This window comes from uncultured Aureimonas sp. (assembly GCF_913775355.1).
Classification (GTDB): domain Bacteria; phylum Pseudomonadota; class Alphaproteobacteria; order Rhizobiales; family Rhizobiaceae; genus Aureimonas.
In genome coordinates, this window is the sequence record NZ_CAJYIU010000200.1 from 1 (window position 1) to 21,624 (window position 21,624).

Annotated in this window: 18 protein-coding genes, 1 pseudogene and 1 riboswitch; of the genes and pseudogenes, 12 read left to right on the forward strand and 7 right to left on the reverse strand. The window is 67.4% G+C overall.

All coding sequences use genetic code 11. From position 1 onward, the window contains the following. The 8 genes and pseudogenes from phbB to QZ753_RS12380 all read left to right on the forward strand — a co-directional run. Positions 1-704, forward strand: a 704-nt coding sequence (gene phbB / locus QZ753_RS12345) for an acetoacetyl-CoA reductase (protein ID WP_294644108.1), incomplete at its 5' end; no start/stop codon positions are given. Positions 705-828: 124 nt separating this feature from the next. Then, positions 829-1,170, forward strand: a complete 342-nt coding sequence (locus tag QZ753_RS12350) for a PepSY domain-containing protein (protein WP_294644109.1) — start codon at positions 829-831, stop codon at positions 1,168-1,170. Between the two features lie 137 nt (positions 1,171-1,307). Then, positions 1,308-1,652 (forward strand): PepSY domain-containing protein, encoded by a 345-nt coding sequence (locus tag QZ753_RS12355; RefSeq protein WP_294644110.1) that lies wholly within the window; start codon positions 1,308-1,310, stop codon positions 1,650-1,652. A 61-nt stretch (positions 1,653-1,713) separates the two neighbouring features. Continuing rightward, the gene (locus QZ753_RS12360; RefSeq protein ID WP_294644122.1) at positions 1,714-4,962 is read left to right on the forward strand and encodes a helicase-related protein; all 3,249 of its coding nucleotides are present in this window, start codon (positions 1,714-1,716) and stop codon (positions 4,960-4,962) included. Positions 4,963-4,974: 12 nt separating this feature from the next. Then, a pseudogene (locus QZ753_RS12365) lies at positions 4,975-5,238 on the forward strand (RNA-binding S4 domain-containing protein); the annotation flags it as partial. Positions 5,239-5,478: 240 nt separating this feature from the next. Next, positions 5,479-5,817, forward strand: coding sequence for a ferredoxin FdxA (gene fdxA, locus QZ753_RS12370; protein ID WP_055886394.1), 339 nt, complete (start codon positions 5,479-5,481; stop codon positions 5,815-5,817). Between the two features lie 412 nt (positions 5,818-6,229). Further along, positions 6,230-6,841 carry a CarD family transcriptional regulator gene (locus QZ753_RS12375; RefSeq protein WP_175526958.1) on the forward strand — a complete coding sequence of 204 codons (612 nt, stop codon included), beginning with the start codon at positions 6,230-6,232 and terminating at the stop codon, positions 6,839-6,841. 301 nt (positions 6,842-7,142) lie between these two features. Further along, the gene (locus QZ753_RS12380; protein WP_055886390.1) at positions 7,143-8,009 is read left to right on the forward strand and encodes an RNA polymerase factor sigma-32; all 867 of its coding nucleotides are present in this window, start codon (positions 7,143-7,145) and stop codon (positions 8,007-8,009) included. A gap of 77 nt (positions 8,010-8,086) precedes the next feature. Here the strand turns inward: QZ753_RS12380 and QZ753_RS12385 are convergent, their stop codons facing one another. The 4 genes from QZ753_RS12385 to thiB all read right to left on the reverse strand — a co-directional run bounded on the left by QZ753_RS12385 (position 8,087) and on the right by thiB (position 13,137). Continuing rightward, positions 8,087-9,586, reverse strand: coding sequence for a M48 family metalloprotease (locus QZ753_RS12385; RefSeq protein WP_294644112.1), 1,500 nt, complete (start codon positions 9,584-9,586; stop codon positions 8,087-8,089). A 196-nt stretch (positions 9,587-9,782) separates the two neighbouring features. Continuing rightward, the gene (locus QZ753_RS12390) at positions 9,783-10,508 is read right to left on the reverse strand and encodes an ATP-binding cassette domain-containing protein (RefSeq protein ID WP_294644113.1); all 726 of its coding nucleotides are present in this window, start codon (positions 10,506-10,508) and stop codon (positions 9,783-9,785) included. After that, positions 10,505-12,148 carry a thiamine/thiamine pyrophosphate ABC transporter permease gene (thiP, locus tag QZ753_RS12395; RefSeq protein WP_294644114.1) on the reverse strand — a complete coding sequence of 548 codons (1,644 nt, stop codon included), beginning with the start codon at positions 12,146-12,148 and terminating at the stop codon, positions 10,505-10,507. Before thiP ends, QZ753_RS12390 begins: the two co-directional genes overlap by 4 nt. After that, entirely contained in the window at positions 12,124-13,137 is a 1,014-nt protein-coding gene (gene thiB / locus QZ753_RS12400; RefSeq protein ID WP_294644115.1) for a thiamine ABC transporter substrate binding subunit, read from the reverse strand. The genes thiP and thiB overlap by 25 nt, the downstream gene beginning before the upstream one ends. A 49-nt stretch (positions 13,138-13,186) precedes the next feature. Then, a riboswitch (TPP riboswitch) is annotated at positions 13,187-13,287 on the reverse strand. Positions 13,288-13,384: 97 nt separating this feature from the next. Here thiB and QZ753_RS12405 point away from each other — a divergent pair. The 3 genes from QZ753_RS12405 to QZ753_RS21040 all read left to right on the forward strand — a co-directional run bounded on the left by QZ753_RS12405 (position 13,385) and on the right by QZ753_RS21040 (position 19,484). Beyond that, on the forward strand, positions 13,385-14,017 hold the full coding sequence (locus QZ753_RS12405; protein ID WP_294644116.1) for a thiamine diphosphokinase: 633 nt from the start codon (positions 13,385-13,387) through the stop codon (positions 14,015-14,017). 1,161 nt (positions 14,018-15,178) lie between these two features. After that, on the forward strand, positions 15,179-19,072 hold the full coding sequence (locus tag QZ753_RS12410) for a hypothetical protein (protein ID WP_294644117.1): 3,894 nt from the start codon (positions 15,179-15,181) through the stop codon (positions 19,070-19,072). Positions 19,073-19,208: 136 nt separating this feature from the next. Then, a complete protein-coding gene (locus tag QZ753_RS21040) occupies positions 19,209-19,484 on the forward strand; it encodes a LysR substrate-binding domain-containing protein (protein WP_367171511.1) in 276 nt (91 codons plus the stop codon). 192 nt (positions 19,485-19,676) lie between these two features. On the opposite strand, the gene QZ753_RS12415 is transcribed toward QZ753_RS21040, so the two are convergent. The 3 genes from QZ753_RS12415 to QZ753_RS12425 all read right to left on the reverse strand — a co-directional run bounded on the left by QZ753_RS12415 (position 19,677) and on the right by QZ753_RS12425 (position 21,017). Beyond that, positions 19,677-20,039: a hypothetical protein gene (locus QZ753_RS12415; protein ID WP_294644118.1), complete on the reverse strand. Its 363-nt coding sequence runs from the start codon at positions 20,037-20,039 to the stop codon at positions 19,677-19,679. 70 nt (positions 20,040-20,109) lie between these two features. After that, the gene (locus QZ753_RS12420) at positions 20,110-20,526 is read right to left on the reverse strand and encodes a hypothetical protein (RefSeq protein ID WP_294644119.1); all 417 of its coding nucleotides are present in this window, start codon (positions 20,524-20,526) and stop codon (positions 20,110-20,112) included. An 80-nt stretch (positions 20,527-20,606) separates the two neighbouring features. Further along, positions 20,607-21,017 carry a hypothetical protein gene (locus tag QZ753_RS12425; RefSeq protein WP_294644120.1) on the reverse strand — a complete coding sequence of 137 codons (411 nt, stop codon included), beginning with the start codon at positions 21,015-21,017 and terminating at the stop codon, positions 20,607-20,609. Positions 21,018-21,355: 338 nt separating this feature from the next. Between QZ753_RS12425 and QZ753_RS12430 the strand changes: the two genes are divergently transcribed. Continuing rightward, positions 21,356-21,624: hypothetical protein (locus QZ753_RS12430; protein WP_294644121.1), on the forward strand; the 269-nt coding region annotated here is incomplete at its 3' end.

Here is a 21,624-nt window from a genome sequence, read left to right on the forward strand (position 1 = left end):
CAGGCGGCTCGCGCGGCATCGGCGCGGCGGTATCCAAGGCGCTGAAGGCCGCGGGATACAAGGTGGCCGCCAACTACGCGGGCAACGACGAGGCGGCGAACGCCTTCAAGGCCGAGACCGGCATCGACGTCTTCAAGTGGGACGTCTCGGACTACGCCTCCTGCGGCGAGGGCATCGCGGCGGTCGAGGCGGCGCTGGGACCGGTCGACATCCTCGTCAACAATGCCGGCATCACGCGCGATGCCATGTTCCACAAGATGACGCCGGAGCAGTGGAACCAGGTCATCGGCACCAACCTCACCGGCGTCTTCAACATGACGCGCCAGGTCTGGGACGGCATGCGGTCGCGCAAGTTCGGCCGGGTCGTCAACATCTCCTCGATCAACGGCCAGAAGGGGCAGGCGGGGCAGGCGAACTACTCGGCCGCCAAGGCCGGCGACATCGGCTTCACCAAGGCGCTTGCGCAGGAGGGCGCGCGCGCCGGCATCACGGTCAACGCGATCTGCCCCGGCTACATCGGCACCGAAATGGTGCGCGCGATCGACGAGAAGGTGCTGGCCGAGCGCATTCTACCGCACATCCCGGTCGGTCGCCTCGGCGAGCCGGAGGAAGTGGCGCGCAGCGTCCTCTACCTCGTGGCCGAGGACGCCGGGTTCATCACCGGATCGACGCTGACGATCAACGGCGGCCAGTACTTCCACTAACCCTTCGACGACGAGACGACAGCACGGGAGGAACCGATCGGGCCCTCTCGTGTTCTCCCCCGCGATACCGGGCGCACGATTGTTTCGAACTCATGGCGCCCTCTTTGTTCGTGGAGGATTTCTGATGATCCGCAAGCATCTGACCATTGCCGTCCTGGCGGCCGCCACCATCGCCAGCGCCGTGCCGGCCATGGCCCAGGGCATCGAGATCGGCCGTGACGGCGTTCGTCTCGTCGACCCCAACCGCGACGACATGCGCCGTGACGACATGCGTCGCGACGATCGCCGCGGCCGCGAGATCGGCGAGCGCGACGCGGTGCGCATCGCCCGCGCCGAGGGTGTGCGCGAGGTGGACGACGTTCGTCGCACCAGCCGTGCCTACCGCGTGATCGGCACCGATCGCCGCGGCGACGACATCCAGGTCGACATCGACCGCCGCAGCGGCGACGTGATCGGCGTCCGCTGATATCGACACCGACGGAACCGAGAAGGCGGGTCGCTCCGGCGGCCCGCCTTTTTTTCATGCGATCCGCCGCCGGTCTTGAAGCCGCCACGGGTTCCCGCAATTTTGCCGGCTAGGGACATCTCTCTCACGGAATCGCCATGTCGAAGCCCTTGCGTTTTTCGCTTGCCCTCGCCGCCACACTTCTGGCGGCCACCGCGCCCGCCCTGTCGCAGACGCTGGAGTTCGGGCCGAACGGCTTGCAGATCGTGCCCAACGAGCGTCGCGGACCCGACTACGGATACGACCGCCCGCCCGAGCGCCGCGGACCGCCAAGCATCAGCGAGCGTCAGGCCGCGCGGATCGCGCGCTCGGAGGGCATGCGCGAGATCGACGACGTGTTCCGGCAGCGCCGGACGTACCGGGTCGAAGGCGCCGACCGCCAGGGCGACGACATGACCGTCATCATCGATGCCCGGACCGGCGACGTGATCGACGTCCGCTGACATCATCGAGGCGGGGGCGTTTGCGTTTCGTCCATTTCGACCCACCTATGGTGCGATCATGATGGACAGCCACTTCCCCGCCCAGCCGACGCGCCGCTCCGAAGCCGGAGCGGGCGGGCGTGGCGTCACCGCCGTTCTCGGACCCACCAACACCGGCAAGACCTTTCTGGCGATCGAGCGGATGGTCGCCCATTCGTCCGGCGTCATCGGCCTGCCGTTGCGGCTTCTGGCGCGCGAGGTCTACCAGCGCGTCGTCGAGCGGGTCGGCGTCGGCGCCGTCTCGCTGATCACCGGCGAAGAGAAGATCAAGCCGCCGAACGCGCGCTACCAGGTCTGCACCGTCGAGGCGATGCCGCGCGAGCCGGGCGCCGCCTTCGTCGCGATCGACGAGGTGCAACTGGCCGCCGACCTCGAGCGCGGCCACGTCTTCACCGACCGCATCCTCCATGCCCGCGGCCGCGAGGAGACGCTGCTTCTCGGCTCGTCGACCATGCGCGGCGCGCTGGAGCGCCTCCTGCCGGGCATCCAGTGCGTGACCCGGCCGCGCATGTCGCAGCTCCTCTATGCCGGCTCGAAGAAGATCACCCGCCTGCCGCGGCGCTCGGCCATCGTCGCCTTCTCGACCGAGGAGGTCTACGCGATCGCCGAGCTCATCCGCCGCCAGCGCGGCGGGGCGGCGGTCGTGCTCGGCGCGCTCAGCCCGCGCACCCGCAACGCGCAGGTCGAGCTCTACCAGAACGGCGAGGTCGAGTTTCTGGTGGCGACCGATGCGATCGGCATGGGGCTAAACCTCGATGTCGACCACGTCGCCTTCGCCCAGGACTGGAAATACGACGGGTTCCAGTACCGCCGGCTGACCCCGTCCGAATACGGACAGATCGCGGGGCGCGCGGGGCGCCACGTGCGCGACGGCACGTTCGGCGTGACCGGCCGTGTCGATCCGCTCGACCAGGATCTCGCCGAGGCGATCGAGGCCCACGACTTCGCCTCCGTGAAGGTGCTCCAGTGGCGCTCGCGCAAGCTCGACTTCGCCTCCGTCGACGCCCTGAAGGCGAGCCTCGACGCGCTTCCGCCGAGCCCGGAGCTTGCGCGTTCGCTGCCGGCCGTCGACCAGCGCGCGCTGGAGTTCCTGTCGCGCGACGACGCGGTGATGGCGCGGGCGAACGGCGCGCGCAACGTCGAGCTCCTGTGGGAAGCCTGCAAGCTGCCGGACTACCGGCGCATCGCGCCGGCCCAGCACGCCGAGATCATCGCCTCGATCTACGGCGACCTCGTGCGGCGCGGCCATGTGGCCGAGGACTACATGGCCGAGCAGGTCCGACGGGCCGACCTCACGGAAGGCGACATCGACACCCTGTCCCAGCGCATCGCCGAAATCCGCACCTGGACATATATCTCCCATCGTCCGGGGTGGCTGGCCGATCCGACACACTGGCAGGAAAAGACCAAGGCAATCGAGGACCGTCTGTCCGACGCGCTACACGAGCGGTTGACGAAACGCTTCGTAGATCGCAGGACAAGCGTCCTTATGAGGCGGCTGAGAGAGAGCGCATTCATGGAAGCTGAAATCGGCAGCGACGGCACCGTGCGCGTTGAAGGCCACGAGGTCGGGGAGCTGCAGGGGTTCAGGTTCACGCCGGACACCAAGTCCGACGGCCCGGATGCCAAGGCCGTTCGCGCCGCCGCCCAGAAGGCGCTCGGCGGCGAATACGACAAGCGCGCCGAACGCTATGCCAACGCCCCGAACGGCGATCTGGCGATCGGCTCGGACGCCCTGGTTCGCTGGCTTGGCGCGCCGGTGGCTTCGCTCGTCTCGGGCGACGATCCCTTGAAGCCGCGCGTCGTTCTTCTGGCCGACGAGCAGCTCGCCGGCCCGGCACGCGACAAGGTCGTCCAGCGCACCGAGCGCTTCGTGACCTATCAGGTCTCGACGATCCTCAAGCCGCTCGCCGACCTTCGCGATGCCGAGGGTGTCGACGGCGCGGCGCGGGGTATCGCCTATCGCCTCTACGAGAATTTCGGCCTGCTTCAGCGCCGCGACATCGCGGACGAGGTCCGCGGACTCGACCAAGACGCCCGCGCGGCGCTCCGCCGCCTCGGCGTGCGCTTCGGCGCCTACCACATCTTCGTGCCGGCACTCGTGAAGCCGGCGCCGGCCGCGCTGATGACGCTGCTCTGGGGCATCGCCAAGGACGGACGCGACAAGCCGGGTTTCGGCGAGGTCACGCAGCTTCTGGCGACCGGGCGCACCTCGGTCGCGCCCGACCCGACCTTCGATCCGGTGTTCTACGCGCTCTCCGGCTACCGCTCGCTCGGGCGCCGCGCCGTGCGCGTCGACATCCTGGAGCGTCTGGCCGACCTCATCCGCCCGGCGCTCGCCTGGACCCCCAGTGCCGCCAAGCGGCCGGACGGCGCCTTCAACGGGCGTGAGTTCATCGTGACCCCGGCGATGATGTCGATCCTCGGCGCCACCGCCGACGACATGGACGAGATCCTGAAGGGCCTCGGCTATCGCTCGCACGCCGTGCCGCAGACAGAGGTCGACGCCGAACTGCGCCGTCAGGACGAGGCGCAGGCGGCCAAGACGGCAGCCGATGCGGCGCCGGCTGGTGACACGGCGGCGGTTGCTGCCGACGACAGCGCTTCCGGCGAGGCCGATGGTGCTCCGAGCGAGGCTGACGCTGCCGAAGATGTCGCAGTCGGCGACCAGCCGACCGTCGAGGTCGCCGACGAGCCGGCCGCGGTGGATGTCGGTGCATCGGATGTCGAGGAAGCGCCCGCCGTCGAGGCCGCGGCCGCCGAGACGCCCGTGCCCGATGCGTCGGGTGCCGATGCGCCCGCGGCGGAGGCCGCCGAGGCCGAGCCGGTCAAGATGGTGCTCCTGTGGAAGCCCTCGCGCGGCGAAGGCCGAGGCCGGCCGCAGCAGGGACGCGGCAACAACCGGCCGCAGGGACGCGGCCCGAACGCCCGCAGCGGTGACGCCACTCCGGCCGAGGCCGGCGGCGAGCGCGCGCCCGGTCGTCCGGTGCGCGGCGGAGGTGGCCGGCGCGAGGACGGGGAGGGCGGCGAGCGCCGCTTCCCGCGCCGCGACGGCGGCAAGCCGGGTCAGGGTCGGCGCGACGGTCAGGGCGAGGATCGGCGCGAGGATCGCGGCGGTCAGGGCCGGGGCGGTCGTCCCGCCTTCGGCAAGGAGCGCGAGGCGTCGCGCCCCGTCGCCGAGACCCGGCGGCCCGAGCGCGCGAACAAGCCGATCGATCCCGATTCGCCGTTCGCCAAGCTCGCCGCGCTGAAAGACAAGCTGGGCAAGTAGGGGCGGGCAGGCATGGCGGCAGGCGAGCAGCGCATCGACAAGTGGCTGTTCTTCGCGCGTGTCGTCAAATCGCGTAGCCTCGCCCAGAAGCTGGCCGTATCCGGTGCGGTCCGCGTCAACCGAGAGAAGATCTCCCACGCCGCCCGGCTCGTCCGGCCGGGCGACGTGCTGACGATCTCGATCCACGATCGCGTGCGGATCCTCAAGATCCTCGATCCCGGCGACCGCCGGGGACCCGCTCCCGAGGCCGCCCTCCTGTTCCAGGACCTGACGCCCGTGAGGGCCGACGCCGAGCCTGCCGTCGCGCAGGACGACGGCTAACGGACGGGCCGTTGGCGGGGAAGGACATTCCGTCGCCGGGGCCGCCCGTGGAACGGCTCGCTCTTGCAAGCGGCGAGACGAGACGGTACCTCCGCCGCTGGAGCGCTTCGCGACCCGAACGGGTCGTGCGGCCTCTCCGATCCGCAACGATCCGTCCGTTTCGGCGTTGCGGACCAACCGTTCCGGGAATTCGCCATGACCTACGTCGTCACCGACAATTGCATCCGCTGCAAGTACATGGACTGCGTCGAAGTGTGTCCGGTGGACTGCTTCTACGAGGGTGACAACATGCTCGTCATCCATCCGGACGAGTGCATCGACTGCGGCGTGTGCGAACCGGAATGCCCGGCCGAGGCGATCAAGCCGGATACCGAGCCCAATCTCGACAACTGGCTGAAGATCAACGCCGAATATGCCGAGAAGTGGCCGAACATTACCGTGAAGCGCGATGCGCCCGCCGACGCCAAGGCGATGGACGGGGTCGAGGGCAAGTTCGAGAAGTTCTTCTCCGCAGAGCCCGGCCAGGGCGACTGAGCTAGACAATCTCCCCGCTTATGCCCTTGCGCACACAGGGAAATCCTGTTGCGCGCCGTGGCTTCGCGACGTCGTAGGCGGTCCCAACCCGTTGCGTTGCAGGGGTTGCGCGGCCGGTCGCGCCATATGCGCAAGTCGGTTGAAATTTCCAGACTGATAGGGTATTATTTGTGCAACAGTCGGACGTCGGATGAAGGGTCATGAGACCCGTTCCGGCGTCCAGGTGCTTCTGAAAGGCTTTCCTCCCGCCCGTCCCGTCAGTTGAGCGTCCGTTTCGGGCGCCGTTGGGGCTTGCGAAGGAGTTTCCCGAAGTTCCGGACTGCGGCCGGCCACCGAACCGGGATGCTCAATCCGCGGCCCTCGGGTCGTTTCGTGCATAGCGATGTTCCCCGCTCTGCACAACAGGGAGTTTATGAAGCGTATGAGCAGTCAGAAGAAGACCTCCCAGCGTCAGGGTTTCAAGACCGGCGAGAGCATCGTCTATCCGGCCCACGGCGTCGGCCAGATCGTTGCGATCGAGGAGCAGGTGGTCGCGGGCATGAAGCTCGAACTCTTCGTCATCGACTTCGAGAAGGACAAGATGCGCCTGAAGGTGCCGGTCGCGAAGGCGGAAGCGGTCGGCATGCGCAAGCTGTCCGAGACGGATTTCGTCGAGCGCGCCCTCAAGGTGGTCCAGGGTCGCGCCCGCGTGAAGCGGACGATGTGGAGCCGCCGCGCGCAGGAATACGATGCGAAGATCAACTCCGGCGACCTGATCTCGATCGCGGAGGTGGTCCGCGACCTCTACCGCGCCGAATCGCAGCCTGAGCAGTCCTATTCCGAGCGTCAGCTCTATGAGGCCGCGCTCGGCCGCATGGCTCGCGAGCTTGCCGCCGTCAACGAGATCAGCGAGACCGAGGCGGTCCAGCTGATCGAGGTGAACCTGAACAAGGGCCCGAAGCGCGGCGCCAAGGTCGTCGACGAGGCGGATGCCGACGCCGAGGACGAGGACGACGTGGAGGTCGAGGCCGAGCAGGCCGCCTGACCTTTCAGGTTCTACGCTTTGCGACATTCCGGCCGGCCGCTGACACCAGCGGCCGGCTTTTCTTTACGCTGCGGCAGTGCTAGAGAAGATCAAGCGGTCGAGACCTATCTCCCGCCGATTCTTCACTTTTTTCCGCCGGCCCTTTCCTCTTTGCCGCACCCCGCTATTTTGCGAAAAAAACTTTCCCCTGTCGGGAACGTTCCGCCATCCCGCCCGTTTCCAGCTTAGTAGCGCAGTGTCCCTATGGGCACGCCGCGCCGAGTTCATCGCGTTTCCAGCGTGACATGGAAGGTCCGGGCCCATGAAATCCCAATCGACGCGTCGTCACCTCATCCAAGCCGCCATGGCCGCCCCCTATCTGCAGCGGGAAGAGGAATACGAACTGGCGGTGCGTTGGAAGGAGCATCAGGACCAGGCCGCCCTTCACAAGATCACCTCGGCGCACATGCGCCTCGTCATTTCGATGGCGTCCAAGTTCCGTCACTTCGGCCTTGCGATGAACGACCTGATCCAGGAGGGGCATGTCGGTCTTCTGGAGGCCGCTGCCCGCTTCGAGCCGGAGCGCGAGGTGCGCTTCTCGACCTACGCCACGTGGTGGATCCGCGCCTCGATCCAAGACTATATCCTGCGCAACTGGTCGATCGTGCGTGGCGGTACGTCATCCGCGCAGAAGGCCCTGTTCTTCAACCTGCGTCGTCTCCGCGCGCGCCTCAACCAGGGCACCGAGAAGATCTCCAGCACCGAGATGTACCGCGAGATCGCGACGGCGCTGAAAGTGTCGGAAGGCGACGTGGCGCTGATGGACTCGCGCCTGTCGGGCCCCGACAGCTCGCTGAACGCGCCGCTGATGGAGGACGAATCGGGCTCCGCCGACCGTCAGGATTTCCTGGTGTCGAACGACCCGCTGCCTGACGAGATGGTCTCGGCCTCGATCGACGACGAGCGCCGGGTGATCTGGCTGCGTTCGGCCCTCGGCGTCCTGTCCGAGCGCGAACTCAAGATCATCCGCGAGCGCCGTCTGCAGGACGATGGCGCGACGCTGGAAGCGCTCGGCTCGAAGCTCGGCATTTCCAAGGAGCGCGTTCGCCAGATCGAGACGCGCGCCATGGAAAAGCTGCGCGTGGCGCTCCTCCAGGCCAATCCCGACGAGGCGGCGTTCATCGCCTGAGCCTCATCGGAAACTATCGGAAACGAAGAAGGCCGCCCTCGAGGCGGCCTTCTTCGTTTCCGAGGCACCCTTCGGGCCTATTCCGCGATGATCTTGTAGCGCTCGCCCGTGCGCACGCCCGACCCGTCTTCGAGGTCGTTCAGGAGACGGAACATCTCGACCTTGCGGTCCACGCCCTGGATGCGATCGGCGATCGAGCGCTCGGTATCGCCCGCACGCGCAGTCACGATGCGAACGCGCAAGGGTTTCAACTGCTCGCGCTCGTCCGGCCGCAGCACCCGGAACGATCCGGCGACGCTGTCGGCGATCTGCGGAAGGCGCGCGGCGGCGTCGGCCGGGAGCGCCGTCAGGAACCGGTAGACCTGACTGCCGACGCGGATGACCGTGACGTTGAAGACATAGGACCCGCCGACCGCCTGCGCCGAGACGGCTTCGAGGTCGCCGATGCGGATCGGCCGGATGGTCGAGGCGTCGAGGCCGCCGACCCATCCGCTCTGGATGTAGTCGGAGAGCGTCGTCGAGGGCGGCAGGGCCACGCCGTCGAAGCGGATCGCCGTGTCGCCGGGGCCGGTCGCGAGCACCGCCTCGGCTGTGTTGTCGATCACGAACCCGTCCGGCACCCCGAAGGTGATGCCGAGGCCGGGATGGTAGAAGGTGCGCCCGCGCACGTAGCCTTCCGACGCCGTGTCGCCGAACAGCATGCCGTCGATGCCGGCGAGGTAGCGGTCGCGGTCGGTAACGCCGGTGCCGGGCGGGCCGAACGCGCTGGCGTGGCGGCGTGCGAGTTCGACGCGCTGGGGCGCGGCGGGGTGTGAAGCGAGGAAGTCGAGGTTCGGATTGCTCGCCTGGAACGCGTTGCGGAACGAGGAGAACGAATCCATCGCCTTCAGGAAGCGCGCGGCGGCATAGGAATCGTAGCCGGCGTCGCCGGTCTGCTTGATGCCCATCGCATCGGCCTGAAGCTCCTGGTTGCGCGAGAAGCTTGCGAGATTCAGCCGTCCGCGCGCAAGCGCCGCGCGTGCGGCCGTGGTGTCGGTCGCCAGGACCTCGGTCACCACGCGGCCCGCAAGCTCGGCCGCTTCCTCGCGCTGCTGGCGCTCGATGCCGTGGTTGGCCTTCACGTGTCCCATCTCGTGGGCGAGCACGGCGGCGACCTCGGCTGAATCGTTGGCGAGCGCGAGAAGACCGCGCGTCACGTAGAGAAAGCCGCCGGGCAGCGCGAAGGCGTTGATGTTGGGCGAGTTGAGGACGGTGATCGAGTAGGCGCGTCCGGGATCGCTCGACACCGCGTTCAGCTTGCCGACGATGCCCGCCAGCATGCGCTCGAGCTTCGGGTCGGAATAGGCGCCGCCATAGGCCGCGAGGATACGCGGATGCTGCGACTTGCCGATGGGCGACTGGGGATCGTTGGACTGCACCGCCTCGAACGACACGGGGGCGCGGTTGACCGGGGCGACGAGGCTCGACTCCGTGCCCGCGCCGCTTGCCACGTCCTCCAGCCCGCCGGTCAGCGTGGTGCAGCCGGCCAGCCACAGCGCGAAGGGCAGTGCGAAACCTGTGCGCAGGGCCCGGCCCATGCCGTTCCCCGCCCGCTCCGTTCCCGCTGGCCGCGCCCGTTGCCGCATTCCAGAATGTCCCCACAGATGCCGATCCGTCCGGATCGTCTTCCGGTCTAGCCGATCAGGGCCGAGCCGTGGAAGGGCCGGCGCGTCACAGGATGCCATGAAACGCCTCGCCCGACCTTCGCCCCCATGATCGAGGAAAGGGACCAAATTAGGGTTCGGATCCCCGCGTCGCACCGAGATAGGCGGCAACGCGGGGATGGCGCCCCGACAGGATCTCGTCCGGCGTGCCGCTGAGGACGATCCGTCCCGCCTCCAGAAACGCCACGCGGTCGGCGTGTCCGAGGGCATCATTCGGATGATGCGTGACCATGACGATCGCGGGCGGCCGGGCGGCCTCGGTGCGCAGGCGATCGAGGAGGTCGAGCATCTCGCCGCGCAGAGCCGGCCCGAGGGCCGCGAAGGGCTCGTCCAGCGCGAGGATCGGCCGTTCGCGCAGGAACGCGCGGGCGAGCGCCACACGCTGACGCTCGCCGCCGGACAATTCGCCGGGCAACCGCCCGGCGAGGGCGCCGAGCCCGACACGGGTCAGCGCATCGCGCGCCCGGGCAAGGGCGGCTTCCGGCAGCCGCCATGTCGGGCTGATGCCGAGCGCCACGTTCCGCTCGGCCGACAGGTGAGGGAAGAGGTTGTCGTCTTGGAACACCATGCTGATCGGGCGCTCGGCCGGTGGGCGGTCCGTCATGTCGCGCCCTTCGAAGCGCACCGTGCCGGAATCGGGCTTCAGGAAGCCGGCGAGGATGTCGAGAAGGGTCGATTTTCCCGCGCCCGAGGGGCCGATGACGGCCAGCCATTCGCCCCGCGCGACGTGAAGATCGAACCGCATCTCGCTCGCCTCGTGCACGAAGGTGACGGCGTCGAGTTCGATGGCGTTCATTTAGGTGCCTTTCGGCCGCCGAGGCCACGTTCGGCGAGGAGAATCAGTCCGAGGCACAGAAGCGCCAAGAGAAGCCCGATGCCTTCCGCGTCGGTCGAGCGGTAGCTGCCCATGCGCTGGAGCAGGAGATAGGGGAGGGTGACGAGGTCGGAATTGCCGAAGAGAGCCACCACCCCGAGATCGCCGAGCGAAACCGCCATGCCGAAGGCGCCGGCGAGCGCCAGCGGACGGCGCAACGCGGGCCATTCGACATGCCGCAATCGGGCGAGGCCGGAGAGGCCGAGCCCGTCGGCGAGCCGGCCGTGGCGCCGCGCGATGGCCGCGATCTCGGGCGACAGGATGCGTGTCGCATAGGGCACGACGAGAATGGCGTTTCCGATGACGACGACCGCCGGCGCGAACAGCGCGACATCGCCGACCTCGCGAAGGGTGAGGAACCAGCCGGCTCCGACGACGATGGGGGGCACGACGAGGACAAGGCTGCCCGACAGCGCCAGAAACCGGCCGCCGCCGCGCCCCGCACCGCTGGCCCCAAGCGCGAGGCAGACGGACAGGGCAAGGCCGAGGAGCGCCGCGCTGAACGCGATGACGAGGCTACGCAGGAGCGCGGCCAGAAACGCGGGGTCCGCGAGGATGCGTCCGAGATCGGCCTGAAGGCCCGCCGCGAGGATGGCGAGGAGCGGCGCGAGGAGGAAGGCCGTCGCCACCCCCGCGATCGCGATGTCGAGGACCCGCGCGATCGCGGGGGGGCGGTCGAAGCGCCGGCTGGCCTGCGCGAGGCCGAACCCCGCATCCGCCGATCCGGTCAAGCCGGTCGTCGGCAGGAGCAGCAGCGCCACCAGCCCGACCTGGACGAGCGAGAGCGTGAGGGCGCGCGCCGGATCGAAGTCGTAGCGCAGCGACTGGTAGATCGCGACCTCGAGCGTTGTCGCGCCGGGCCCGCCGCCGAGCACGAGGACGAGCGTGAAGCTCGTGACGCAGAGCATGAACACGAGACCGGCGGCGGGACCGAGCGTGCGCCGGATCACCGGCCATTCGACGATCCGGAACGTCGCCCAGCGCGACAGCGAGAGCTGCCCGGCGATCTTCCAGCTTTCCGCGGGCACGCCCGACAGGCCTCCGAGGGTCAGCCGGGCGACGAGCGGCATGTTGAAGAAGACGTGCGCGACGAGGATGCCGGTGAGGCCGTAGATCGAGGGGCGCGGAAGTCCGGCGAGCACGAAGGCGTCGGCGACGATCCCGTTGCGGCCGAAGACGGTGATGAGTCCGAGCGCGCCGACGAGGACGGGCAGCGCCTGCGGAAGGAAGAACAGGCGCAGGAGCAGCGCGCGACCGGGGAAGCGAAGACGGTCCAGCGCCAGCGCCAAGGGAACGCCGAACGCGACCGAAAGGAGGGTCGACAGAACGGCCTGCAGGAGCGTGAAGCCGAGGACCGATCGCAGATAGGGGTCGGCGAGAAGAGCGACGGGCGAGGCCGGCAGGATGCCGGCCAGAAGCGGCAGAAAAGCGAAAGGCAGGAGGCAGAAGCCGAGCACGAAGGCCGCCGCCAGCACCCCGGCCCGGCGCCGGTGCCGGGCGTCTGCCCCGGTGCTCGCGCCCGGGTGATCGCCCGTCCTCAGCGGCCGAGGCCCCGGAGCCACTCCGCCGTCCACTCGGTGCGGTGGGCGGCGACGTCGGCGGCCGGAATCGCCAGCGGGCGCGACGGCTGGACGAGGGTCTCGAACGCGGCGGGCAGGGCCTCGCCGGTCGGGGCGGCGGGCAGCGACCAGTTGCCGGTCGGGATGATCGACTGGAACTCAGGTGTCAGCATGAAGGTGAGGAAGCGGCGTGCGAGCTCGGGCTGCCGCGAGGTCCGCAGCATGCCTGCGAGCTCCACCTGGAGGTAGTGCCCTTCCGAGAAGGCGGCGGCCTTGTAGCGGTCCGTTCCCTCCTCGATCTGATGGTAGGCCGGCGAGGTCGTGGAGGAAAGGACGATCGGCACCTCGCCCTTGGTGAAGAGACCATAGGCCTCGCTCCAGCCAGGCGTCACGGTCAGGACGCGGCGCGAGAGCTCGGCCCACTTCGCCTCCGCCTGGTCGCCGAAGACCGCCTTCATCCAGAGGAGAAGACCAAGGCCGGGCGTCGAGGTGCGCCCGTCCTGGATCGCGATCTTCTGGTCGGGATCGCCGGCCACCAACTCGGCGAGGCTCGCGGGCGGGTTGGCGATGCTCTCGGAATCGTAGACGAAGGCGAGATAGGAATAGTCGAAGGGCACGAACGTATCGTCGGAGAAGCCGCCGGGTATCGTCAGCGGCTTAAGGTCGACGCCGGACGGGGCGAAGAGGCCCGTCGCCTTCAGTTCGGGCACGAGTTCGGCGGTCATCCCGAGTGCGATGTCGGCCTCGGTGCGCTCGCCCTCGAGCTTCAGGCGGTTCAGGATGGCGACGCCGTCCTCGAGGCCGACGAAGCGCAGATCGCAGCCGCACTGCGCCTCGAACGCCTTTTTGATGCGCGGTCCCGGCCCCCAGTCCGGCGTGAAGCTCTCGTAGGTATAGACCGTGAGGACCGGCCTTGCGGAATCCTGCGCCGCTGCGACGGACGGCCAAGCGAAGGCAATCGCGGAGAGAAGGGCGGAAACGGCGGGGCGCATGGGCGGAACTCCTCTTGCCGGAGTTCGAAGCGCGCCCCCTCGACGTCCCGTCGCGGACGCTCCCCATCCCTCCGCCGGTACGAGCCGGATCAGGTTCAGCGGGTTGGCGCAGCGCCTCTCAGCCCGAAATGGGCACCCCGTGTGAGCGACGATCACGTTGCCCGGATCGGCAGGCGAGGGCAAGGGGGCGCCGCGGCTCGTGCCACGCTCTCCCCAGCCCGTCGGCGATGCGCTATGCGCTGGACGGATGAGCCGCTTCACGATCCTACTCGCCGGACCGATCCACGTCACGCCGCGCCTCCTGTCCGAGGTGCGCGGCACGCGCACGATCGCGGCCGACGCGGGGATCGCGCATGCCGCGCCGCTCGCCCTTCGCCCCGAGCTCTGGGTCGGCGATTTCGATTCGCACCGGGGCGAGGCGCCCGACGGCGTGCCGCGCCACGAATGGCCGCGCGACAAGGACCGGACCGACGGCGAGATCGCGATCGCCGAGGACTTCGCGCGCGGCGCCGGCTCGGTGCTGCTCGTCGGCGCCTGCGGCGGGCGCACCGACCATGTCTTCTCTCATCTGGTCGTGGCGCTGCGGGAAAGCGCCGCCGGGCGGCCGGTCGTCCTCTTCGACGGACACGAGTGGGCCTATCCGCTCACCGAGCGGCGGCAGAGCTTCGCGACGGAGCCCGGCGCGCAGTTCTCGATCCTGAAGTTCTCCGACCTTTCCGGCCTGACGATCGAGGGCGCGCGCTTTCCGCTGCACGAGGCCGACATTCCGTTCGCCTCGATCCTCACGCAGAGCAACGAGGCCGCGGGCCCCGAGGTCAGCGTCGAACTGGCGGACGGCCGCGCCGTCCTGCTTCTCCAGGCCGACCCGACGCGGACCTGAGCCGAGACTGGCCCTCCGCGGGGCGATCGTATAAAGTGAGGGCGGTCGGTCTCATAGCTCAGCAGGATAGAGCACGTTCCATAGGCGACCAGCTTACCAGCCGTTGATTCCATTGGCTTTCGAGTGTGGTAAAGTTACCTGCCCGTCCTTGCCGGAAGATCGCACCGTCCTCAAACCCAACTTGTATGCGGAACACGCTGGTCACACTCCGGCTGCGCTCGCTTGTGTCGAGATACTCAATGCGGTACGGTCTTGAAGTGGATGTACGCAGGCGCACTGGCCTTCGTCATGTTCATTGTCTGCGTAGCTCAGCAGGATAGAGCACAGGATTCCTGAAAGTAATTGGGCGGCGTGCGTCGAAAGTGCGCGCCGGATCTGCTCAAAGTCGGGGAACGCTTCTCGCTCTCGCGCGGTGCCGATCCCGAGCCAAGCCGGAGCGATCCGGAAGGTGTAGAGACTGGTAGGGCAGCACCTACGGACTTCGGTCTACGGTGAAGGGACAGTCCAGACCACGAACGCCACAAGGCGGCGGCGAAAGCCGAAGTGGTATGAATCCTGGGGTCGTGGGTTCGAATCCCGCCGCAGACACCAAATATGGCCCTGGTGTCAGCTTGTATTCCGTAGCTCGCCATGGACGACGCCATGTCGCCGTCAGTCATAGCGTTGCCCCTTCACGAGGTGTGAGGATCAACGCCGAAGGTCGTGCGCCTACGGCAATTTCGTTCCCGATGACGATCTCATTCTGTCGCCGATGAACAGTCTTCGAGTTGCTGGGTGCAGATGTGAGCGGTGCCGCGTCACGAGCCGTCAGTGCCGAGCCCCAACGCATCGACGCCCATGATCAGGAAGTCGCTTTACTTGTCGTGCGTGCGTCTGGTCCCGGTCCGCGTCGTTACCGCAAGAGCGGAGAGATCCACTTCTTCCTCAAGGGAATCGAGAGCGTTGTCGCCGACCGTGCCGCCGCGTTTCAAAAGGGCATCAAGCGTGTGAGCGCATGTCCCTTCGCAAACGGATGGTGCTGCGGCTATGGCTAAAGTTGTTCCTGGCTGCGCCTCTGCTGTGAACGAATGATGAACGCTTGCGGACGCCTTGTTCTACGCGCGCTAGCGCTATTCTCGGTCGAGATAGTGACAAGGGCTATGGAACGGAGTGGCCGCGATAATGTCGGTCTTGGCACAGACGAAGATCAACCCACCAGCGGATTGGCAGGCGTTCGAACGTGCCTCCGCCGTGCTCTGGCAGGAGATCCTCGGTGACCGGCGACTGAAGCGGTTCGGCCGCGGCGGTCAGGACCAATACGGTCTGGACATGGTCGGCTACGAGGACAGGGATCCCGCGAAGCTCGTTGGTATCCAGTGCAAGTGCAAGGGGCAGGGGCAGGCGGTCACAGAGGCCGAACTGCGGAAAGGTTTCGACAGGGCGATTGGGTACCTTCCGAATCTCTCCGAATACGTCCTGACGACGACCGCTCCGGATGACAGCTCGATCGAGGGTGTCGCCCTCAAAATCACCGAGGAGCAACGAAAGCTCGGGCGGAAGGTCCTGGTCCGCGTGATGGGATGGGACTCGCTCCAAAGCGAGATCCAACGTTCTGTGGATGCGCTCTATGCCTTCGATCCGACCCACAGCGCTTTCGGCGCGAGGATGCTCGAGGGGCTAGACATGCTCCGCGACGGCCAAGAGCGCAGTGGTGCCGACATGGTGGCCGGGTTCGGGGAGATGGGCGTCCTCGTAACTTCGGGGTTCGACAGGCTCTCCGCGCAGGTCGCCACGAACACAGCCCTGGATGCTACGCGGCAGGTCGCCCAAGCCCTTGAAGCGCACCTAGACGCGGAGATCGACGGATACCGCGACAGGGAGCTCAACGGCGGCCGGCCCCTTACGGCTTTGGGGCGCCTGGAGGAGCTTTGGGGGCGGTTGCCGGCTGACTGCTCCGACCGCATCCGGTTCCGCGTTCGCACCTTGATCGGTCACTGCTACCTCCGCCTTGACGACGAGGACAGGGGTGCAGCGGAACTGATGGCCGCCGCCGAATACGCGGCGGAGGATCCAAAGGCGCTCGCCAACAAAATTCTGGCGTTGACTGTCCTGCGGCGCTTTCCGGAGGCGGTGGAACTAGGCGCGGACTGCCTCGCGAAGGACCCATCCGACGAAACCGTTGCCGCCTATGTCGTTCAGGCCGCATCGATGGCAGGGGAGGCCGATCCGGTCACACGAATCCCCGAGCCGCTCAGGGATTCCGATATCGTTCGGCGCCACATGCTCGCCCACCATCGCGCTCGGGGCGACGGGGTAACGTGGCGCGGGTTGGCCCGCGAGGCCCGGCAGCGCGATCCGGACGACGACCAGTATGTCCGCGTGGCGGCGGAGGCGGACCTATCCGACGTGATCGAGGCGTTCGATCGCGGAGAGTGGGCCTTGGCCGAGGGCATGCGCTCTTCGTTGCAGAAAGCGGCGCATGACCTTGCGCGACTTTGGGAGAAGGAAGCGGCGACCGAGGAGCGGGAAACGGAGGACGCGCTGGCCCTCTGCCATAACGCCGCCGCGGCAGCCCTTGGTTGGGGCGACACCACCAATGCGGCACGCATCGTCCGCGAGGGACTCGCCATCGCGCCAGACAACGCCTCGCTCCTTCTGAAAGCCGCGATCGTCGCGCACGAAACCAGCGACGTCGAATGGGCAAGGGATGTCTTTCCGAAGCTCGGCAACACGGGCCACCAGCTCTTGGTGAAGGCACAGATCGCGTCGAGCCTCGGCGAATATGTGTTCCTGTCACAGCTCGGCGAGTCCGATCTCGTGACACTGCCCGCAGCCGAGAGGCCAGTCGTCGACGTGTTGGTCGAGGTCGCGAAGACCAAAGTCGTGCCGGTCGACGGCAAAGACGCGATCGTGCTCGTCGAGAGGATGCGAAGCGGTCCCGGCCGGCTGTCGGTCCGCGCGATGGTGATGGTCTCGCGCCTTGCCGACTTTCTCAGCCTTCCCGGCGAGGCAGAGGGGGCGTTCGAGGACGCCATGGCGATGGTGAAGGACGACACCCATCAAGCCGATCGGATCATGCTGGCCCGCCTTGCACAGGGACGCGGCGACCTGTTCTCGGTCGTGCAACTCCTGAGCGGGAGGCTGGGCGACCGCGCGGACGCGGAGAGCCGCCTTCTTCTCGCCAGCGCGTATGCCTACGTCCAGCCGCCACTCGAGGGCGGGCCCGAGGCTTTCGACGAACTACCCAGCGACCTTCGCGACACCGACGCGGTCCTGCATCTCGAGGGCGCGATGCATTTCAACCGTGGCGACGTCGAGGCCGCCGAGCGATGTTTCCGGAGCCTGGCGGGTCGTCATCCGAACGAGGTCGATCCGGTGACGAAAGTCGCGCAATGCCTCTTGCGGTCCGGCCGGGGCAGCAGGATCGCATCCCTCCTCCAGGGCATGGAGCCGGGAATGGTCGAGGGCGAACCCTCCGACCGCATGACGTTCGCCCAGTTGCTGCTGCGCGCCCGTCGACCGGACGATGCGCTCGAACTCGGCTACCGCACGCTCCGCTCCAACCGGCACGACCCCGACATCAACGCGAGATGGGTCGGCCTCGCCTTTGCGGCCGGCCTGGAACGCGTCGCCGGGGCCGTGCGACTGGCCGGCGTCGACACGTGGGTGGAATGCACGAACGTCGATGGCGGGGTCCGCGCCTACCTGATCGAGGACGGTACCGACCGCCCCGCCGAGGGCGTCGTCTCTCCAGCCCATCCGTTCGCACGGGCGGTGACCGGAAACGGGGTCGGTCATCGCTACGCCTTGGACGCTCCGTTTGGGCAGGGCGACACTTGGACCTTGACGAAGGTGATGCACGGTCGGCTTCACGCCTTTCATGATGTGTCCGAAAACTTCGAGGCGCGCTTTCCAGAGCATCGAGGGTTCTGGCGCTTCCGGGCCCAAGGCGACAACATCGAGCCCGTGCTGGAGGTAATCCGCCAAAGGGGGGAGCAGCGGGACCGCGTCTTCGAGGCCTATGCGTCGGGCCGCTTGCCCATGAAAGTGTGGGCAAGCGCGCCAGGGGATTCGATCTCCTTCGCCGCCACCCTTGCGGCAACGGGACGCGACGTGGACACATGCTTAGGGTTGGGGGGCGAGCGGCAATTTGCGCTCGGGGCCATCCGAAGGGGGCGCAGACGCGGCGCCGTCCTCGACACCCTATGTGCCTGGACCGTCCTCGATCTCGATGCCATGGACATCCTCCGCTCCCTGTTCCCGCGCCTTCTTGTCCCGCGCAGCACGATCGACGAGTTGCAGGCCATGCGCGACGAAGCCGGGGGCGACCACAAGGGTGGCGGGATCGCCAGCTTCCTGAACGGGCGCTTCCACTTCGAGGAACGAACCGCAGAGGGACATCGGAACGCCGCACGTACGCTCGACCAGTTCCTTGGAACGCTCGATCGGTACTGCGAGCCGATCGTCGCCCATGCGCCCGTGTCGCTTGAGCGTCACGTCCATTCGGCACTCTCGTCCATGGGATTTGGGATCATGGACGCGGCGTTGGTCGCCCGGGAGAAGGGGATGCTGCACTTGACCGAGGACCGCGCATCCCGGGCGATCGGCCATTCCCTACTCGAGGCCGAGGGTGCTTGGTTGCAGGTCGTGTTCATGGTCGCTCGCAATAGGGGCCACATCGACGGTCAGCGGTATGCACGGCTCGTCGCCGGGCTCGCCGCGCGGCGGCACGCCCATGTAGCAATCGATCCAGAGACCGTCGTCGAACTGGCCCGCGACCCCGATCCCGCCTACCGGGACGGGGTGGCCCTGCTGGGTAGATATATCGGCACCCCGAACGCTGACTTCCGCTCGCACCTGAGGGTCGTACTGGGATCCCTGCGTAGGCTATGGTCCGGCGGGCAGTGCGACCTCGCCGCGATGAGGGCGACCAGTTCCCTCCTGGATGCGATCGCGCGTTACCCGGCGCTCCGCGTCGAGACGCTTCCCGAATTCATCGTCGCGCAAACGCAGGGGCTCCCAAAGCTTCAAGCCTACGTCCAAGCATGGGCGAGGGGACACTTCCTGGTGGGCTGACCGCCCAGTTTCCGGCGACGACCCGTTCCCGCTCCGTGTGCTTCACGCGGTATCGAAGGCGACACCCGACGACCTGAGGCACGGGCACGCGGTGGTCGGCTACTTCTCAGCGGCGACGGAGCGCCCCTCGCCACTCGTGTTCGAGCGCTCGGGGAAGCGGACGGAAGTCGGTTGCCGCAACTTCTCGACCAACGACGGGGAAGGTCAGATCGAGCTCGTGCGCCGGGGACTGGGCATCTCGCAGAACCTGGAGCGGTTCGTTCGGCCTTCTCTGGATACCGGGGAACTCGTACCCGTGCTGGCGGAATGGGAACGGCCGCCCCTTGCGTTTCACTTCGTCTACCCGCCGAGCAGGCAACAGAGCGCGAGGTTGAGGGCGTTCGTCGACTGGGCTGTCCGACGGTTCGGTTGACGTCTGCGGTTCGGAGGCCAGCTTCGCAATTAGGGCACGGTGCCGTTCCAAGTATCGGTCGGTCCAACCCCTTTCGACCCAAATGAGTCCTTCGAGGAGTCAGTGAGCCAGTCCGAAAGCGGACGCACTTCGGCCCGGCGAAGGCGAGGCGAGGACTGATTCGCCCGACCTGCCCTCCGAAGGGTTCGCGGCCTACGGCTTCCGAACCCTGCCGTCATGCGCATGCCAAGGCCGCATCGTCAGGTCGTTCAGAAGATCCGCCCAGGAGAAGGCGCTCTGTCCTCGGTCGCTCCCGCTCGACATTCCGCTGCTGGACGTCGAGCCACTCCCTCCACCATTGCCGAAGCCGTTACCGACATTGCCGTTGCCTTGCCCCGAACCCGCGTTCCCGTTGCCGTTGTTGTCGCCGCGGTTGCCGTTGCCGTTGTTGTTGCCGGAATTGCCGTTCCCGTTGCCGTTCCCGACATTGCCGTTTCCATTGCCGTTTCCCTCGCCCCAAGCAGCGTGCCCAAGAGGCGGGATCAGGGTCGCGAGGGCGAAGGCGATGACGAACACGCTGAGACGAAGGACGGACACATGGCTGAGGCCGGAGCGGTGTCCTGCCGCACCGGCCCTGCCACCCGCGTCAGTGGTTCCCGTTGCCGTTGAAGTTGCCGTTCCCGGCGCCGAGGTTGCCGTTGCCATTAAAGCTGCCCCCGTTGAAGTTCCCGTTGAAGGAACCCGTGTTGTTGTTGCCGCTGGTGGAATTGGCGTTCCCGTTGCCGTTGAAGGCACCGACGTTGCCCGTCCCACCGTTGAAGGCGCCGACGTTGCCGGTCCCTGAATTGAAGGCGCCCCAGTTCCCGTTGGTTTGCGGGGCGCCGTTCCCGTTGCCGTTGCCGTTCCCGTTGCCGATCCCGACGTTGGCGTTCCCGTTGTTGTTGCCGTTCCCGAAACCGATGTTGCCGTTGCCGTTGCCGCTTCCGATGCTGATCGCATGGGTCGGCGCGGCGGCGAGCGAGGCGGTCATCAGGACCGCGAGCGTAAATGCCCCTTTCGACATGACGACCTCCCTGTCGATGGTGTGAAGCTGAAGGCCGTGTCGCGGGTTGTCGGACCGCGACACGGGTTAGAGACCGTCGGTCAGCGGTTCATGTTGCCGTTGCCGTTGCCGTTGAAGGCACCGCCGTTGAGGTTGCCGTTCCCGTTGCCGTTCAGGCCGCCCCAGTTGCCGTTGCCGTTCAGGTTGCCGTTCCCGAACCCGACGTTCCCGTTACCGTTGGCGTTGCCGTTGAACCCGCCGTAGTTCGAGTTGCCGTTGGCGTTGCCGTTGCCGATGCCGTGGTTGGCGTTGCCGTTGAGGTTGCCGTTCCCGAGGCCGTAGTTCCCGTTGCCGTTGAAGTTGCCGTTCAGGGCGCCGGTATTGCCGTTGCCGTTGCCGATCCCGACGTTGCCGTTGCCGTTCCCGTTGCCGCTTCCGACCGACACCGCGCCCGCGTAGCCCGTGGAGAGGGCGAGGACAGCGGCGGTGGCGGCGATGATGATCCGTTTCATGGTCTGATCTCCCAGTCTTGAGTTGCGAGTTGGCCGGACGCCGGGTGGCGTCGACGGAGCGAACCTGCGCCCGGAAGGCCGGGGCGAGCCATCCGGGTTGGCCGGCATGCGTTGTCGGGACGTTTCCCGAGGCGACGTTCGGGAGAAACCGTCGCACCCGATCAGGGAAACCCCGACACGCTGCGGGCTCGAATCCTGCTATGGTGCGATCGCGTCCCGGCTACGAAAGGGTCAAACCCGGGCGCACGGGTTTAAGGATCGAGCAGGTGGTCCATCGGTTTGCCCAGCGCCAGTTGCGGCTCGGAGCCGCGTCGCTTCTCGTCGGGACAGCCCTCTCGATGATCTACGTCCTGGTGAGACGAGCCTTTCCGCCGGCCACCGAACCCTTCGACGTCGACGACGTCTTCCTCGGCCTCCTTGTTGTCCTCAATGCCGTGACCGCCTTTGGGCTGATTCGGGCAGCCCGTATGGTCGGTCGAACGGAAACGCGGCGGGGCGCTGCCGAGCGCGAGGTGCAGCGTCGCAAGGTCTGGCTGGAAAGCGTGGTCGAGGCCATGCCGCTGGGCGTCGGCGTTTTCGAAGGGGCCGAAGGCAGGCTGGTCCTCTC